Origin of the sequence: Chryseobacterium populi (assembly GCF_000282115.1) — a bacterium.
GTDB classification, from domain to species: Bacteria; Bacteroidota; Bacteroidia; order Flavobacteriales; family Weeksellaceae; genus Chryseobacterium; species Chryseobacterium populi.
The window spans coordinates 1-16,956 of sequence record NZ_AKJY01000091.1 but is presented as its reverse complement, the minus strand read 5'-3'; the positions used below and the strand labels follow the sequence as shown (position 1 = coordinate 16,956).

Annotated in this window: 16 protein-coding genes; 3 read left to right on the top strand and 13 right to left on the bottom strand. The window is 36.9% G+C overall.

The window, feature by feature from the left end; all coding sequences use genetic code 11:
• Nucleotide 1 precedes the first annotated feature (1 nt).
• Both PMI13_RS17410 and PMI13_RS17405 read left to right on the top strand, forming a co-directional pair.
• Complete coding sequence (locus PMI13_RS17410; protein ID WP_007846205.1) at nucleotides 2-1,408, top strand: L-dopachrome tautomerase-related protein; 1,407 nt, start codon at nucleotides 2-4, stop codon at nucleotides 1,406-1,408.
• A gap of 37 nt (nucleotides 1,409-1,445) precedes the next feature.
• Nucleotides 1,446-2,447, top strand: coding sequence for a hypothetical protein (locus PMI13_RS17405; protein ID WP_007846204.1), 1,002 nt, complete (start codon nucleotides 1,446-1,448; stop codon nucleotides 2,445-2,447).
• Nucleotides 2,448-2,639: 192 nt separating this feature from the next.
• Here the strand turns inward: PMI13_RS17405 and PMI13_RS17400 are convergent, their stop codons facing one another.
• From PMI13_RS17400 to PMI13_RS17385, 4 genes are all read right to left on the bottom strand, one after another.
• On the bottom strand, nucleotides 2,640-3,854 hold the full coding sequence (locus PMI13_RS17400; RefSeq protein WP_238536330.1) for a glycoside hydrolase family 88 protein: 1,215 nt from the start codon (nucleotides 3,852-3,854) through the stop codon (nucleotides 2,640-2,642).
• Nucleotides 3,855-3,929: 75 nt separating this feature from the next.
• The gene (locus PMI13_RS17395; RefSeq protein WP_007846200.1) at nucleotides 3,930-4,931 is read right to left on the bottom strand and encodes an SDR family oxidoreductase; all 1,002 of its coding nucleotides are present in this window, start codon (nucleotides 4,929-4,931) and stop codon (nucleotides 3,930-3,932) included.
• A gap of 78 nt (nucleotides 4,932-5,009) precedes the next feature.
• The gene (locus PMI13_RS17390) at nucleotides 5,010-6,176 is read right to left on the bottom strand and encodes a cytochrome-c peroxidase (protein WP_034669574.1); all 1,167 of its coding nucleotides are present in this window, start codon (nucleotides 6,174-6,176) and stop codon (nucleotides 5,010-5,012) included.
• Between the two features lie 149 nt (nucleotides 6,177-6,325).
• Nucleotides 6,326-8,491 (bottom strand): right-handed parallel beta-helix repeat-containing protein, encoded by a 2,166-nt coding sequence (locus PMI13_RS17385; RefSeq protein WP_007846195.1) that lies wholly within the window; start codon nucleotides 8,489-8,491, stop codon nucleotides 6,326-6,328.
• A 260-nt stretch (nucleotides 8,492-8,751) separates the two neighbouring features.
• Here PMI13_RS17385 and PMI13_RS17380 point away from each other — a divergent pair, with 260 nt between their 5' ends.
• On the top strand, nucleotides 8,752-9,240 hold the full coding sequence (locus tag PMI13_RS17380) for a hypothetical protein (RefSeq protein WP_007846193.1): 489 nt from the start codon (nucleotides 8,752-8,754) through the stop codon (nucleotides 9,238-9,240).
• 178 nt (nucleotides 9,241-9,418) lie between these two features.
• Here PMI13_RS17380 and PMI13_RS17375 read toward each other — a convergent pair whose 3' ends face one another.
• From PMI13_RS17375 to PMI13_RS17335, 9 genes are all read right to left on the bottom strand, one after another.
• Complete coding sequence (locus PMI13_RS17375; RefSeq protein ID WP_039889787.1) at nucleotides 9,419-9,598, bottom strand: hypothetical protein; 180 nt, start codon at nucleotides 9,596-9,598, stop codon at nucleotides 9,419-9,421.
• 174 nt (nucleotides 9,599-9,772) lie between these two features.
• Nucleotides 9,773-10,129, bottom strand: coding sequence for a helix-turn-helix domain-containing protein (locus PMI13_RS17370; RefSeq protein WP_007846191.1), 357 nt, complete (start codon nucleotides 10,127-10,129; stop codon nucleotides 9,773-9,775).
• An 85-nt stretch (nucleotides 10,130-10,214) separates the two neighbouring features.
• Nucleotides 10,215-10,886, bottom strand: coding sequence for a hypothetical protein (locus PMI13_RS17365; RefSeq protein WP_007846189.1), 672 nt, complete (start codon nucleotides 10,884-10,886; stop codon nucleotides 10,215-10,217).
• 311 nt (nucleotides 10,887-11,197) lie between these two features.
• Complete coding sequence (locus tag PMI13_RS17360) at nucleotides 11,198-12,145, bottom strand: alpha/beta fold hydrolase (protein WP_007846182.1); 948 nt, start codon at nucleotides 12,143-12,145, stop codon at nucleotides 11,198-11,200.
• Between the two features lie 542 nt (nucleotides 12,146-12,687).
• Nucleotides 12,688-13,344, bottom strand: coding sequence for a LuxR C-terminal-related transcriptional regulator (locus PMI13_RS17355; RefSeq protein WP_007846181.1), 657 nt, complete (start codon nucleotides 13,342-13,344; stop codon nucleotides 12,688-12,690).
• Nucleotides 13,325-15,055 carry a sensor histidine kinase gene (locus tag PMI13_RS17350; protein WP_007846180.1) on the bottom strand — a complete coding sequence of 577 codons (1,731 nt, stop codon included), beginning with the start codon at nucleotides 15,053-15,055 and terminating at the stop codon, nucleotides 13,325-13,327. The genes PMI13_RS17355 and PMI13_RS17350 overlap by 20 nt, the downstream gene beginning before the upstream one ends.
• A gap of 368 nt (nucleotides 15,056-15,423) precedes the next feature.
• Entirely contained in the window at nucleotides 15,424-15,750 is a 327-nt protein-coding gene (locus PMI13_RS17345; protein WP_007846179.1) for a hypothetical protein, read from the bottom strand.
• Between the two features lie 15 nt (nucleotides 15,751-15,765).
• Nucleotides 15,766-16,056, bottom strand: coding sequence for a hypothetical protein (locus PMI13_RS17340; protein WP_156104417.1), 291 nt, complete (start codon nucleotides 16,054-16,056; stop codon nucleotides 15,766-15,768).
• A 151-nt stretch (nucleotides 16,057-16,207) separates the two neighbouring features.
• Nucleotides 16,208-16,642: a hypothetical protein gene (locus tag PMI13_RS17335; RefSeq protein WP_007846176.1), complete on the bottom strand. Its 435-nt coding sequence runs from the start codon at nucleotides 16,640-16,642 to the stop codon at nucleotides 16,208-16,210.
• Between the last annotated feature and the right edge of the window lie 314 nt (nucleotides 16,643-16,956).

The following is a 16,956-nucleotide window of genomic DNA, read 5'->3' as shown; positions in this document are numbered from 1 at the left end:
TATGAAATACAATATATCAATTATTTTTCTGGCTATAGCAGGAACATTTTCAACAACTCATGTGACCGCACAGCAAAAAGTATTGCACACCTATTTTAATAAAGGAATCTGGGAACAGGTCGACAAGGGCTTGCAGCGTAAATGGGTTACGGGCAGCGAAAGTACATTTGCCCACTGGAAGATGGAAAAAGGAGCACACGTTCCTCAACATCAGCATCCCAATGAACAGGTAACCTATATCACAAAAGGTAGTGTGAGAGTGGTCATTAATAATAAAGACCATATTGTAAAAGCAGGTGGTATACTTATTATTCCGGCCAATACACCCCATGAATTTTTCTGTCTGGAAGACGGTACTGAAGATCTGGACTTTTTTGCCCCGGTTCGTAAAGACTGGGTAGATAATACGGCAACTTATATTCCACAAGAAAAAAAAGTATTGGAAGTCGTCGCACAATTCGATGATATGAGGCCCGGAAATGTAGCCGTAAGTAAAGACGGAAGAGTATTTGCCACTATCCATCCATTGGGAAATCCGAATCAGCAACTTGTAGAAATAGTAAACGGAAAGGCAGTTCCTTTTCCTTCTGCCTCATTTCAGAAAAATAAAAATACATTGGGTGATTTAACCTTTGATACCCCACTAGGGATAATCGTAGACAAAAAAAACCGTTTATGGATGATTGATATGGGATTGGAATTGGGAAAAACCCGTTTATGGAGTTTTGACCTGAAAAAAAATAAATTATTGGAAAAGATTGAATTTACCCAAGAGATAGCTCCCAAGGGAAGTTTTATTCAGGATGTGGCCATTGATGAAGACAGAGGTTGGGCCTATCTGGCAGATATCAGCAACCCGGGTATTATAGCATTGAATCTTAAAACAAAAAAATCAAGAAGATTCAGCGGGCATCCAAGCCTCCAGGCTGAAGATGTGGATATGATAATTGATGGCCGGGTAACCGATTTCGGAGGTAAGCCGGCGCGTGTAGGGATAAATCCTATAACCCTTTCCAATGACAGGGAAACAATTTTCTTTGGAGCGATGAACGGGACAACATGGTATCAGGTTCCGGCAAAACTTTTCCGGGAGAATGCAGATGATACTGTAATTGGTAATTCCATTGTAAAATTCAGTGAAAAACCGGTAAGTGACGGTGTAGCTACTGATACAAAAGGTAATCATTATATCACAAACCTCGGCGGACATAGCATCAGTAAATTAGACGCTAACGGAAAGCTGAGCAGCTTTATAAAAGACTCCAGGTTAAAATGGCCGGATAATATAGCTCTCTCTGAAGACGGCTATCTCTATATATCCGTAAACCAGCTCAATACTACAACCGCATTTTCAGGGGAACCCGATGCCGGAAAACCACCCTATTTTATTTACCGCATTAAATTATAAGATTAACAAACAATTTAATATAAACATAAAAAGCACAATGAATAAATTCAATTTATCCGGTTTATTATTAGCATTTGCAATTCTAAGCTTTACAGCATGCAGCGAAGATAAAACAGAGCCACAAAAAACTTCCCTTCTGGAAAATTACAGTTTTACAGCAACAGGTATCTATCCTGAAGGAATTGATTTTGATACGGATAACAACCGTTTTGTAATTGCTTCTTTCAATAAAGGAACAGTCTACACATTAAGCTCCGATGGTAAAAACTTCACCCCATTCATTAATGACCCCAATATTGTTGCAGCATTAGGAACATATACTGATGAAATCAACGACCGGATTATCGTAGTAAGTGGTGATGCCGGTGCTTCTGAAAAAAGTGGAAACAATGGAAGCACTGCCGGCCAAATAGCCTACACAGGCATCTATAATTCTAAGACAGGAGCCCTTATCAAAGGGATAGACCTCAAACCACTTGTTACAACTGGTGGTGTATTTCCAAATGATATTGCAATGGATAACAATGGCAATATTTATATCACAGATTCTTTTTCGCCTGTTATTTATAAAATTAATAAAGACTATAATACCTCTATTTTTGCCGATCATGCTTCGTTTAGCGCTCCGGCTGGCTCTTTCGGACTTAATGGTATTGTATATCACAATGATGGATATTTTGTTGTAGCCCATACACAAGGTGAAAAACTTTTCAAAGTGAAGGTTGCCGATGCTGCCGTTTCTGAAATTACAGGTATTGGTAATACGATTAAAACTCCGGATGGGCTTGAATGGAGCAATAATAATCTGGCAGTGGTGGAAAATGGGCTTGGTGATGGCAAAATACACCTGATCAGCTCGAATAACGGCTGGGCATCGGCAAGCAAAATCAAAGAAGTCAGCATCGGTAAAAACGAATTTCCCACTACCGCATTTGCTGCAGATAATGGAAACCTTTATGTCATTAATTCATATTTGGGAAAGCTGCTGGGTGGCGATAAAACCCATGCTAATTACCAGATCAGAGGTTTTAAATTATAAGCCGGCAGATATTTTAACAGATTAAATAATGATTAATGGATAAACCGGGGTATACTAATTCCCGGTTTTCATTAATAAGGATTATAAAATAACCAGTCATTGCATCTGGGCTAATTTTGTTTACCTGATTATGTCTAAGGAATACTTAATTTTTGTGGGCACTGATCACAAAGTTCTTTCACATTCTCTTCATTACAATAAATACCAGTCTTTATACCTTTTCAAAGCTTCCAGAAAATAATAATCTGCATAAATCAACGGAACATCAATCTCTGAATTAAGAGGCAACCCTCCCGTGCTGTGTTTTAAAAGAAAACCACCGTTTTCCCCCGGCTCTGACTGATACTTTTCTCCTGACAAGCTTATCAGTATCTGACGGGCAGTATCAATATAACGCTGTTTTTCCTTTGCTTTGGTATATTGTCCCAGCTCCAGGAATGCAGAAGCCATAATAGCAGCGGCAGAAGCATCACGGGGAACTTCAGGAATTTTAGGATCATTAAAATCCCAATACGGAATTTTATCTTCCGGTAAAGCCGGATTATTCAGAATAAACCCGGCAATATTCCTTGCCTGATCCAGGTATTTCTGATCTTTAGTAAACCTGTACATCATGGTATAACCGTATAAAGCCCACCCCTGCCCTCTCGCCCAAGCCGAAGAATCGGAATACCCCTGAAAAGTTTTCTTACCTAATACTTCACCCGTGTTAATATTATAATCGATTACATGGTAAGAACTGTAATCGGCGCGGAAATGATTTTTCATCGTGGTATTGGCATGGGCAATGGCTATTTCCTGGTATTTTTTATCACCTCCGTTCTGGGATGCCCAATTCAGCATTTCAAGATTCATCATATTGTCAATAATCACAGGACCTTTAAAATCTGCCATTTTACCCCACGACAAAATAGCCTGCATCCCCGGACAGAACCTTGTGGAAAGAGATCCTGCCGATGTCAGGATAATATCTTTGTATTTGGGATCTTTTGTAATTCTATAAGCATTTCCGAAACTGCTGAGCATCATAAAACCCAGGTCATGGTCTCTTGTAAATGTTTTATTCGGTTCAATGAGTGCAAGGGTTCTTTCCGCTTCTTTCCTGATTTCCGGATCTTTGATCTGCTCATAGATCATCCACAACGATCCCGGGTAAAAACCGGAACACCACCATGTAATTTCTCTGCTGATGACTTTTCCTGCAGAAATATTGTAAGATTGGGGCATTTTATCCTGCGGAATATTTTTGATTAAATACCGATACTGCTTATCTGCAAACTGAAATTCATCCTGAATAAGTTTCGACATCTGTTTCTTAGTGCTCTGCGCAATGCCTGTAATACTAAAAACCATAAAAACAGCTATTGTAATTTTCCGTAAAATCATGTACTGGATATTCTTCTGCACAATTTACTTAATTTTTACAATTTTCATAAACAAATTTCAGCCTGAATGCCTTTTAAATTTAGTATTTTCTGTTTTTTAGCAATGCTTTCTGTCTGCAGATCTTGTATTCCAGATCATATAAGCTACTCCCAGGCCAAGCCCGGCAAGGATCGCTAATCTCATTTTTCTTGAAGGAACCGGAAGTATCGTTTCGCCATAAATCCGATGGGGTTCTGAAGAAGCCTCAAAAATATTGCCCGCATCAGAAGGTGCATTTTTGATTTTCATCACCATACGCATCCCTGCAGAAGCTACATTCATTATAGATCTGGGGAATAAACCATATACATTCTTAATCACCCGTGAAGTAATATCCGGAAACATACCTTTTTGAGGATTTTTTGCCAGTTCAACTATTTTTGCAGCCGTATCCCTTGGATCTGCAGCAAATGGAGGAATTTTAAAATCCAACCCCGAATATTTTGCAGAATGCATATTGCCCGTAGATCTCTGGATCTGTGGATATAGATTACAGATATGCACTCCGGGGAAATCAGAAATCTCGCCCTGAAGACACTCCATCATTCCGCGGATTCCAAATTTCGCCGATGAATAGGCTGCGCTGTAAGGTGCCGGTATAAATCCGCCGATAGAAATATTATTGATAAGGATACCGTCTTTCTGCTTTTTAAAAATAGGAAGCACACTATAAGCACCATGCATATACCCGAATAAATTGGTCTTGATTACCTGCTCATTAAGCTCCATCGGAATTTCTTCAAATTTACCGCTTGCCATTACTCCGGCATTATTTACCCAGATATCAATCCTGCCGTTAAACTGCAGTGCCGTTTTGGCAAGATGATCCACCTGTTCAGCTACGGACACATCTGTGGGCACACCTATTGCAACAACACCTAAATCCCTGCATAAACTTACCGTTTCATCCAATCCGTCCTTTCCTCTTGCTGCAACGATAATATTACAGCCTTCCAATGCAAATGCTTCGGCTGTTGCCCTTCCTACGCCACTACTTCCACCGGTAATGACTACAGTTTGCCCTCTTAAACTTTTTGGTAATTGCTCTTCTGATTTCATTGTGTGATTGGTTTTGGTTAATAACTTAAAATCAACCTATTATTATGCCACAAATCTCAGACGCCATTTGATCAATTTCTAATGAGGTAAATCAGGAGGAATAATTCTCCGTGGCCTTGTTGATAATGTCCCCAGGAAAGCTTCGATCTGGAAGACTTCTTCATCTGTCAAGTCCAATAGCCTCAGGATTTCAGATTTATGGGAAGCCAATGGAATTCCATTATAAATTGCAGACTTATTTTGATAAGGTTCGGGATTTCCTTTGTTGTACAGTTGGATAATTTCGCTAAGAGTCACCATGGATCCGTTGTGCATCCACGGGCCTGTTCTGGCGGCTTCCCTTAAACTGGGAACCCGGAATTTCCCGACATCCTCCGGATTTTTTGTCACCAGGTATCTTCCAAGATCTTCTTCTTTCGAGCTTAATAAAGAGGTTCCGATATTTTCAAACCGGTTATTGGAAAAATACCCGGAATTATGACAGCTGATACAGTTTGCTTTGGTACGGAAAAGATGAAGCCCCATCACCTCATCATCGGTATAGAGGTCTCTTTTACCGTCTATGAACTCATCAAATTTACTCGGGGCACTCTTTACGGTTCTTTCAAAAGTAGCAATGGCCTGGGCAATTCTTTCTTTTGTCACGGTTTTATTTCCAAAAGCTCTCTCGAATAAAGGCTCATAACCTTTTATTTTAGCAATTTTACCGGCAGCTATCTCAATATGCCCGTTCATTTCTTTTTTATCCTGAATCGGCATCTGGGTTTGCTCTTCCAAAGATTTTGCCCGCCCTTCCCAAAACAGAGAGCCTGTATAGGCAACATTCAGAATCGTCATTGCATTCCTGGTGCCAAGCTGCCTGTCATGGCCGTAGGATAAAGCCCTGTGGTCTGTCCAGCTGAGTTCAGGATCATGGCAGGAAGCACATGCTATCTGGTCGGAGCCTGAAAGACGCGGGTCAAAAAAAAGGGTCTTGCCTAAAAATACTTTCTCAACAGAATATGGATTATCTTCCGGAAACTGAACTTCCGGTAAGTGCCCGATCTCAGAAAAATAAGGTTCGGCTTCGTTATCCAATAAGGGCACCGGCCATTTTGAAGAATCTCCGGAAGAGTATAATTCCCGTAGCCTGGCAATAAAAGATGTTTTTTGGGCAATATTTTTCTGAACTTTACTGGTAAAACAGTTATTCAGAAGTAAAATGCTAAGAAATAAAAGCAATATCCAGCTTATTACGTTCTTCATTTTTCCGGCAGATTTCAGCAAAAATAATAATTTTCCAATTTCTTTTTGCTTTATTCTTCCGGAACTTAGGAATCCGGAAATGCCTTTTGATTTTTGAGGAAGTTGTACTATAAAAAATATCCCGGCCAACTCGACCGGGATTTTTTATTTTAATTCTGCATAATTCCTGCACTCTTTAACTTTGATAACAGATTATTGAAATCTGTACGGAGCGATGCAACATCTGCCGCAGACGAATTGGCTTGTGTTACAGATTTTGTGATGGGTAAATTAACAATCATAGGCTGGCTGTTGGTATTATAATAATCTGACAAAATGATTGAAAAATCATCTGTATACCTTCCAAGCACCTCAACAACAACATCTAAATTCCATAATGTATTACTGGAAGCATCGGAGCTACTTTGCGCAAAGGTAATGGTAGCTTTATTATTTTTGATATAGAGCCCCGTAGATACAGGCAGTTTCTTGAATTCATCCAATGTTCCGGTATAAGTAACAGGTTTTACATCTGAAAGTGACATGATTTCGCTTTTCTGCTGGGTAGAATCATTTTCAAACCAATAGCCACTGGTAGTCACTTTTAAATAAAGATCTCTGGCTTCAAAGGCAGAAGTAATATTATCGAAACTAATATCTACAAACTTTCCGGAAGGAATTCTTTCCAGCTTGAAACTTTTAACCAGTTTATCTCCTTTTGTTCTTTCAGCTACAGAAACCATAGGCGTCATTCCCGGAATTTCTATTTTGTTATTATAAGCTTTCTTTAAGAATACTTCAGCATTGGTATAGTAGATATTGGCTGGGTTTAATGCTGTATTGGTATTGAACGTTTCTGTATTATGAAATACATTATCATAGAATTCCACGCTTCTGTCCTCAGAACCATACATATACAGGAAGTTGGCTTTTGATGCAAGATTGATAAAGGTGTTTTTGAAAAACCTAACCCCGTTTTTATAGTTACCGATGATAACAGCACCCGTTACATCACCGATAGATCCGGTGCCTGCATCACGCTGAATATAGTTATCATAAACAAGGGTCTCACGGCATTTTTTATTAAGATAATGCGGATAATGGTTTTCTAAAATGAAATTAAACGGATAGGTAGGTGATAAATAAATCCTGTTTCCATAAAAATGCTCACCACCACCCAATAATCTGACGTTTGAATCATGGAAATTATTATTATAAATGGTATTATTACAGCTTAGCCCATCTATGTCCGGAGCCACAAAAAACGGATTATTGTGAAAAACACAGTTGGTCACTGTAGCATCATGGGTTCCGAAATGCAAAGCGAGCCCGTCTCCCAGATTGCCAGCAAATAGAACGCCTTCTACCACTGCATCGCTGCTTCCTCTTCCGAAGCCATATGGGTTTGGCTCACCTTCTTCAATATCAATTCCGGCTTTAGGAAGTGTTCCGTAGGTTTTCCCGGAGTTGGTATATGTGCCGCCTATCACTTTCATTCTTTTGCTGTTGACAATGGAACACCCTTGTCTGTAGCTGTTATCAGCATGGCAATTCTTCAATAGTCCGTCTTCATTCCAGTTATTAGCTGGATGAACCTTATCAAATATGTCATCAGAAGTAATGATAAAGCCATCCATACAGGTATTATCTGAACGGCAGCCTACAATTTCCCATTTTTTACTTGAACTTACTTTAAAACCCGATTGATTATTATACTTAGAAGCATCACCTCCATTGGGAGTTCTTGTATTTTTTGAACCGTCATAATTAAGATCCTGTACCCTGAAATTATTACATCTTATAAATTCAAACCCTCGGGCATTAATGATAGGTGCATTATTGGGGTGAGCTTTTATAAGCGCTCCGTTTCCATAAATAATAAAATCTGATTTGTTTTCAAAACTAAAGAAAATGGGTATTCCGATGTCTTCCGAACCTGAATATTTCCCGTCAATATCCAGAGGATATTCTTCGTAAGTACCATCACCCTGCAGATAGGTAGCATTTTCAAATATTATGATAAAATCGCTGGCAGGAAGAAATTTGATCATCCTTCTGATGGCAGGGGCATCATTGGTAACCCCGTCTCCTTTTGCACCGAATCTTTTTACATATACGGTACGGTTAGAAAGCCAGTCTACATCTACATAATATACGCTCCCTTTTTGTCTGTATACAATACCGTCAGCAGATGCAGGCGTCATCGCCGAACCGTCATGCCATACTGTAGTCTTTTTAAAATTTACATTTTCAAGCGTGTAGCTGTCTACCAGCTGTACTAAATCATCATTAGGAAATGAACTTCCTGCTGCAAAAAAATCTTCTGTGTAAATCATTTTGGTTGGTGTTAAATTTTAATATTTGTTTTACAAATCCTTGCAAGAGATCTATTGTTTGGTATAGCAAAAGTATTCTTTGACAACGCCAAAACTTGACGTAACAAAAAAATATTGTCTCAGTGAAGCCATATTTTTAAGAATAGAAAGAGATTAAATTTTTATAACGAAATATTAAAAAATATATCACTATTAAGTTGATTTATTTTATATTTGAGTGTGATGTAAAAATAAAATACTAACAAAAAAACACAAAAATTATGGCACTCAGCAACCTCAACAACACGCACCTCACCGCTGCGCAGGTAACAGCAGCACAGGCAGCCATTACAGCATTAGAAAATGCTCTGGCATCAATTACTACTAACCTTACCCCGGAAGACCGCCGGAAATACGGCAGCATCAATGAGCAAAACAAACTGCTCGTTAATAAGGTATCTGATTACCGGAAAAGCCAGCCTACCCTGAGCGCTACGGAAATAGACTGGGCAGAGTTTGAAAGAGACCTCACCTCCCGCCAAAACTATGAAAGCTATATTGCAAGATTGGAAAGCCTAGTCACAAGGCTGAAAAATGCAAAAATACTGCATGATTATGACAACTACCAGGCCGCTCTTACCGATTATGCTTTTACAGTCTATAAAGCAGGTACAGCTTCTCCGGGGTTTGAAGTAAAACAGAACGAACTGAAACAGTTTTTTGAAAAGCTACCCAAAACCGGTAATACCCCACCGCCCTCGGCTAAATAAAAAACGTATTTAAGAATTTAATAACGAAGTCCGGAAAATATATTCCGGACTTTTTTATGGGTTCTGAAAAGCTACAGACTCATATTTTGAGGTTCCGGAATATTGTTTTGAGGTCATAAACTCTTCCCTCAGGGTTTTAAACCGCAAAAAAAGGATTACAGATCATTCCGTTGGGGTATTACAATCCTCCGGAAGAGTACCGGACCGTAATTTTGGAGTGCTGAACTATTCCGTGGGGGTTCTGAACTGCTTCGTTGGAATGTGAAACGGTAATCCTGGGGTTATGTACCATTCCGTTAAGGTTCAGGACTCCTGTAATGGGGTTTAGAACCTCAATTTTCAGGTCTGTTAACCTCAATCCGCAGTTTGCAACCCCAACTGATATACACAGGACCTTACGATTGAGGTTGTGAACCTAAGATTACCTTTCCGGAGGGAAATTTCATTGATTTTTAAGAAGATTGGGGGTTAGCTATACACCATAAAAATACCGTCTGGTGAGAGACGGCATTTATTATATTTTTTTCAGAGCTTATTTCTGATTCTTTTTTAATATCTCAATCTGCTCTTTTAAGAGATTGATGTAATCCTGCTGGTTTTCTAGGATATAATTAGGAATATTACAATTATAAATACCCGATTGGTGAAAAGAGCTGGTATCGTTAAAAGTCAAGTTTTCATTATTTTGTGTGACGCTATTTGGTCTTTCTTCTTTAATTTCCTCTACGGGAACATCTAATGCCGCAGCCAGCTTTTCCCACTCGTCATCAAATATCCTTACATCGCCACTCTCCTTACGGGAGTAGTTGGAAACATCCGTTGACAAAATTTTTGACATATATTCCTGGGTATACCCCCTTTGCTTTCTTAAACTTCTTAGCTTTTCCATAGTGGTGGTCGTGTCTTTTTACAAATATAAACAAAAATAGGTTTTCTGCCAGTAAGAACACTATTACTATTAAAATTTTTAGATATTAGTGAGTGTTTTTTATCAATTCCAAGGTGGTATTAAAAATTGAGGGTATCTCTTCATCAATTAGCATTTGATAATTTACTTCTTTTTTACCAAGAACATCTACTATAAGACAATTTTCAGCGCTTAATTCGAATTCCTGATCAAAATTATTAGAAAGATATATATAAAGGGCCTCAGCAAACATTCCTAATTCCTCAATTTTATAGCCCTTTAATTTAGCAACAAACCAGATTGCTCCAACATATATATTTCCGTTTTTTTCAAAAGAATATATTTGGCTAGGTGTAATTTGAACTGGGATAGTATTGATATAAATAATTGATTTTTTATTCGTCTTAGATAAAATTTTTGAATTTTCGGGTAACCATTCTGAGAAATCAAAGTCTTCATAGTTATGGAGGATATCAAGATTTCTTTGATACATTTCTTTTATTTGTTTAGTTAAAGCAGGAGTAAAAAGCTCTAGTATTTCAGAAATTTTTTCTTTTAAAGGTTGATTATCTTTTAACTTAAACCCATTACTTAATGCACTTAAACTTCTTACCCAATAATTTCCTCCACCTTCCGATTTAATTTCGTCTTTTCGCCTTAAACTAGATAAAAATGCTTTCCGGTTTTTATCTAATTTTTGTCTGAATAGGATTATATTATTTAATGATATTTTTTTCATGGTTATTACTTTTTATTTAATTCAACAGAACAATAAAACAATATTAAAATAACAAATAAAAACTAACATAAATTACGGAATCCTACATTTTTTTTATATTTTCTATAAATTATCTTAAATTCTATTTACGTGATCGGAATTCACACAAAGAGAATAAAAATCTTTTCATTCCCCTTGCAAAGCATTACTAATATTTAAAAAACCCTCCAAAAAAGGAGGGCTAAGATCTGTACCTTTATTCAGTACAATCTATTATTACCACATTTTTACAGCATCATGATTCAGATCATGAATGAGACAAAATACAATACCTATTCATTCAGAAACGCTACCGCCTTCGCTACAAATGCATCATGATTCTGGAAGAAAGAGGCATGCCCGGAATCCGGGAAGATCAAAAGCTCGGCATGATCTAAATTCTGTTTCATATTCTGTGCATTCTGTACCGATACCGGAAGATCATTCTCACCATGTACGATAAGAACAGGGTTTTTAATTTTATTTATTTCCGTAAGGGCATTGGTATCAGGCTGTGCCCAGCTTAAAACCGCTGTAAACTGTGAAGCTGATGTAGCATCGCTAAGCGGAAGATCCCTGTCTACCGTACGAAGCTGGATTCTCGCATACGAAGCCTTTCCGGCTGCAATACTCTCCGCAGATGATGTAAACCCGAATTTCAGGAAAGATTCTTCAGCGCTTAATCCTGCTGTGCCTGCAATGATGTTCGGCAGATTGGATAATCCGATGGCTCCCATTGGCCCCGTACCTGTTAAGATCACTTTATTGATCAGGGAAGGCTTGGTTAAAACCACTCTTTGTGCCACAAAACCACCCATAGAAAAGCCCATGATATTCACTTTATTCAGATGCAGGGCTTCTATAAAATCTATGGCATCATCGGCCATTGCCTGTACGGTATTGGGAGTAGTACCTTTGGATGCAGCCACTCCTTTATTGTCGAAGATGATCACTTTGTATTTTTTAGCCAGCCCATCGGTAACCGCAGGGTCCCAATCATCCATTGAGCCACCTAATCCCGGTAGCAATACCAAAGGAATACCGCCTTCTTTTCCAAGAACACGGTAGGCAAATGAAGTTCCTTTCACATTGATAAATTGTGTTTTGGCAGTTTGATGCGTTGCTGCGGGTGCCTCCTGAACGGGAGTGTTCTCGCTTTCTTCTCTGCAAGACATGGTAACTGCCGTAAAAAGCGTTAAACATAATACACTTGTAGCTGACATTTTTCTGATTGCTTTCATTGTAGTTTATTTTTGTATGATTATGATGCAAACTTAAAGTGTACAGCTAAGCCGGGCACTCATAATATATTTCAACCGGACACTTTGTAAGGTCAATAAGACATTCGGGAAGGTAAAACTACAGGTACGGATAAAAAAAGACTTTAAACCTGATGCTTAAAGTCTTTTTATTTGAATTATTATAAAAAAAAGCTGTCTCACTTGAGACAGCCTCCTTTTTTCTGTACAAAATAGCCTAAAAACCTATTTTACTTCTTTATATTGTATTTGTGTTTTTTAGTTTTAAGAAGTCGGTTAAAAGCCATGCATACACATTTATATAATTTTCATCATTTGCATTTTTAGAATCATATACTCGTTTGCAATACCATTAAAACATTTTAATCTGGATTGGTTTCCGTTGTAATTTTTCTATGACAAAGAAACAACATTGCTAGATAAAATCACTGACAAAGGGCATAGATATATATCGATAAGAGCATAGATATTTATCAGCAAAAGCAGCTTTGATAAAAAGAAATGAAGAGCAGGCTTTAGAAATCCTACATTTTATGATGTGTTTTGATGAGCTCAATCAGCTCAACAAGGTTTTCAATTTTTAGTTTATCAAAAATATTTTTTTTAATGGTGCTTACGGTATTCTGCTTTATATCCAGGTGATTGGCAATTTCAAGGTTTCCATATCCGTCGGCGTACATCTCTGCAATTTGCAGCTCTCTTTTAGTCAAACGGCTCAGAGGATTGATTAAATCCGGATTGTGTATCAGCTGCACCATTAAGTCCCGGGAAACAGTAGAAAAATATTCCCCTTTCTGTATAAAATGCAAGACTGCCTCTCTTACCTCTTCTTCTTCACTCAATTTACTCAGGTACCCATTGGCGCCGGCTTTAATAAATTTAAGGGCATACAGCTCTTCTTCAAGCCCCGTGAAAATGAGGATTTTAATATCAGGATTCACACTTTTGACCTGTGATATAATGCTAAGGCTGTTTCCATCCGGGAAATGCGCATCAATGACAGCCATTTCTATTCCTTTTGATTCCACCATCTCTGCAATCTGCTGTAAAGATGAGGTATGATAAATGGTAGCATCCGGAACAAGATCACTGATAATGATCTCCATGCCTTGCCGCACAATACTGTGATCGTCTGCTAAAAGAAATACGATCTTTTTATTTTCAATGGGTAGCTCCGTCATTAGTACTGATATTTAAATTGATCCTGAATGATACCTGTGTTCCTTTATACAGTTTACTTGAGACCGAGATCTCGCCGTTGAAAAGTTCTACGATTTCTTTACACAAGCTTAATCCTAAACCTGCACCAAGATTGTCAATTTCGTCAGATATCATTCCCTGATAATAGGGCTCGAAAATTTTCCCTACATCAGATTCCGATATTCCGATCCCTGTATCGTTTATGATTACAGCCAGGGAGATTTTGTTATCACCTATCATTTCTGTGGTCATGGCAAGATCAATCTGCCCGTTTTCCGTAAACTTATTGGCATTCCCCAGGATATTCATAAATAGCTGGTTGATTTTTATATTGTCTGTATTCACCACTACGCCAACAGGGATTCCGTCTGTGACCACAAATTTATTTTTCCTTGTTTCTATATAAGGTGTAATGGCCGTTACGATAGAACTGATTTCATCTTTAAGGTTGAAAACTGTATTGACGAGTTTTTTATCTGCATCCTGGTTTTTCGTGTATTCCAGGATCTGGTTAGATTGTATCAGTAATGTACTGTTGGTAAATTTTATCGATTTAAGATAATCTTTTATGGTATCATCCTTTGTCGTCCGGTTGATCTTATCAATAAAAATGTTGATGATTTTTAAAGGTGATCTCAATTCATGGCTCAGCATTCCCAGGATTCTGTTTTTGAAATTAAGGTTCTTTTTAATTTCATCATTGGCAGCATTCAGTTTCCGTTCATAAATAAAGGCAACCCTTGTGAAATACATGATCAGGATGGATACGATGAACATTAAGATCATTAATCCAAGTACCAGATACGTCCTGATTTGATTATTAATTGAGCTTTGCTTGTTGTATTCTTTTTCTAATTCTGACTGAAAGGCTTCAATAGCATTTTCATATACTCCTATCAGCCCGTTGCCATAAATCAGTAGTTTGCTGAAGCTATTGTAAAACTTAATGTTTTCCTGCTGGTTCTGGGCCGCATATATCTGAAATTTCTTTACTTCAGTTGCATAATGCTTATCCATCGATTTTATCGCTTTATTCATTTCAGCTTTAGCATTGGAAAGATCTGCCGTTTTATTATTGGTTAAAGTAATAACGGTACTTTCTTTCTGTACATTCACTTTACCGGATATGGCATCTTTTAAACGCCCCATAAGGCCTTTCTTTTTAATAGTATCAGAAAAGGTATGGGTTTGTATATTCAGGTTATCAAAATTATTTTTAAATTTTTCCGGCTCATATTCCTTGTCCTGTATTTTTGCTGGCGGGTTCAGAGAATACCGGTATACGGAGTCTATTAACGTTTTAAATCTTGCCGTTTTGAATGCATCTTTTCTATGGGACTCTATATTATTTTTCAGTCTTGGATTTATATTTTCGTACCGGCTTATTTTATCAAAATTATCTTTAAGTTTTCTAAGGGATTGAAAGTAGAGGGCAAGGTCTTTATCATCTTCACTTATCATATATTTCTGAAGATAATTCTGTGCATCTACAAAATCTTTCCTTGAATTATCAGTGAGCCCCCCCAATGCTCTGCTTTCTTCCAGTTGGTTTTTGATAAACTTCAGCTTCTTTCCATTGACAAATTCGTTATAAAAAAATATTGCTATAATCACCTGTATCAATAGAACACACAAGATCAGTGAATAATGGACAATCTTCCTCAACTTAAAATTTAAGAATTTATATTTCATATTTGTTTATCCGCTAAATTGATTTTCTGATTATTTAAGTCTGCCTGGTATTAGTTTTAAAACGATATAACATCCATCCCTAAAATTTTGTGATGGATGCCTGTTATTTTCAGCAGCAAAGTTAAAGTAATTTTTGTTTTTTTATAAAAATGTTTTATAATTTCAAAACAGCCTAGTTACATTATAAAAATAAGGAGGCAGTCTCAAAAGGCCAGATAGTGCGAGAGTCTTCTAAATGATAAGAGCTGCCATATAGGATTCCTTGACAGGATGTACTTAATTTTACGGATAGTTTAAGGTATTCATACCTGCCGGTTTAGATATGATCCTTTTTAAAAACCTAATTGCAGCCAACTGAAATAAAGCTATTATACTAAAAATATTTTCTTCCATTTGGTAATGCTGTTCCTGCTGAGCCTGAAGTGGTTGGCTAGTTGGGAATTATTGAGCTTATACTTTTTTTGATAATCCAATATTTCCAAAATAGCGGATTTATCATAAGACCGATGCCTTTGATTTAAGAATAAAGTCATTTTATCGCTTTTTGAAAAGATAATATCATTTATCCGGACAACATCTTTTGCCGAAAGTTTAGATTTAGACAGTAACGATTTACAATCTTTAATTTTATCAGGATGCTTTAACTTTAAAATATCCTCATATATCTTTTTATAATCAGGCTTTACTATTTCCATATTTTTTTATGTGATTTACTTTTTAATAACTTCCTCCAGAGTTGTTCTTATCATTAATTTTTCATACCTGCTGAAATGTTTTACCGGAAATCCGATGGTCTTAGATTTACCTTGAATTTTTATAAAAAAGATCAGGTCTTCGTTCTTTTTATTATTCATTGAAAAATGAATAATATGATAAGGGGGAAGACTTAAATAATGAAGAGGTTTCCTGCTTCTCAGAATATAAATTTCTTTTACACTGATCCAGGTGTCTGAAATTTTTATGTTCAGATATCTTGCGGTAAGCAATCTTATGGCTGTCACTATAAAAAACAAAATTAAACTGACAGTAAATAACCAATCTGATCTGAAATAAAAAAATAGGGTAAGTAAAAATAAAACGAAAGGCCAGTGAAAAATATGGATGAAAACAGATTTTTTATTATTTATATTAAGGGTATTGAGCATTTATTCTTTATTTTTTATATTTATGGATCCATTTATAGAGTGTCGTTTTAGGTATCCTGTATTCCTGAATCACCTCTTGTTTCGTTTTCTTTCCTGTTTCTACAAGCTCTAAAATAAAATTAATGATCTCAACAGTGTAAATGTTTTTTCTGAATTGAGGAAGGTTGGATTTCTCTCTTTTTTTACTCTGCTGATCAGGATTTGAAGGCGGGGCATATAAGATTAAATGTTGGGAATATATTCTGAAAAAATCATATTCTAATAATTTGCACCATCTGAGAAGGGTTTTAGTATCGATACTTTCCACCATGTACATTTTCTCAATTTCTTTTTTGTCTGTATGAAAAAAATTACAGATTCTGGATGTTTCCAGATCTAATTCTAATGTTCTTTCTTTAATAAGTTTTCCTATATGGATTTCTTTAAAATTAGTCCCTGTCATATATTTTCTTTTTAAGAGATTTTTTAAAAAGCCCCCAACTAATTGGAAAAACTTAGTTGGGGGTAAGACCATCATTAGCTGAAAAAGTAGTTTATTTTGCCTGGCTTTGCTGAATAATGCTATTGAATTATCATTTCTGATGGTGTTGTTATATTGAACTTGTGTTTTTATTTATTTTTACAGATTACAACTTTAGCCTGTCTTATTTTGAAAAATAATTAAAAGCTAAGTCATATCTTTTTTTAAGCTATTATCCATTTTAAGGCCTCCAGAAGCTCCAGACTTTTCCGTTGAAGACCGCCAGTAGTTTTGCC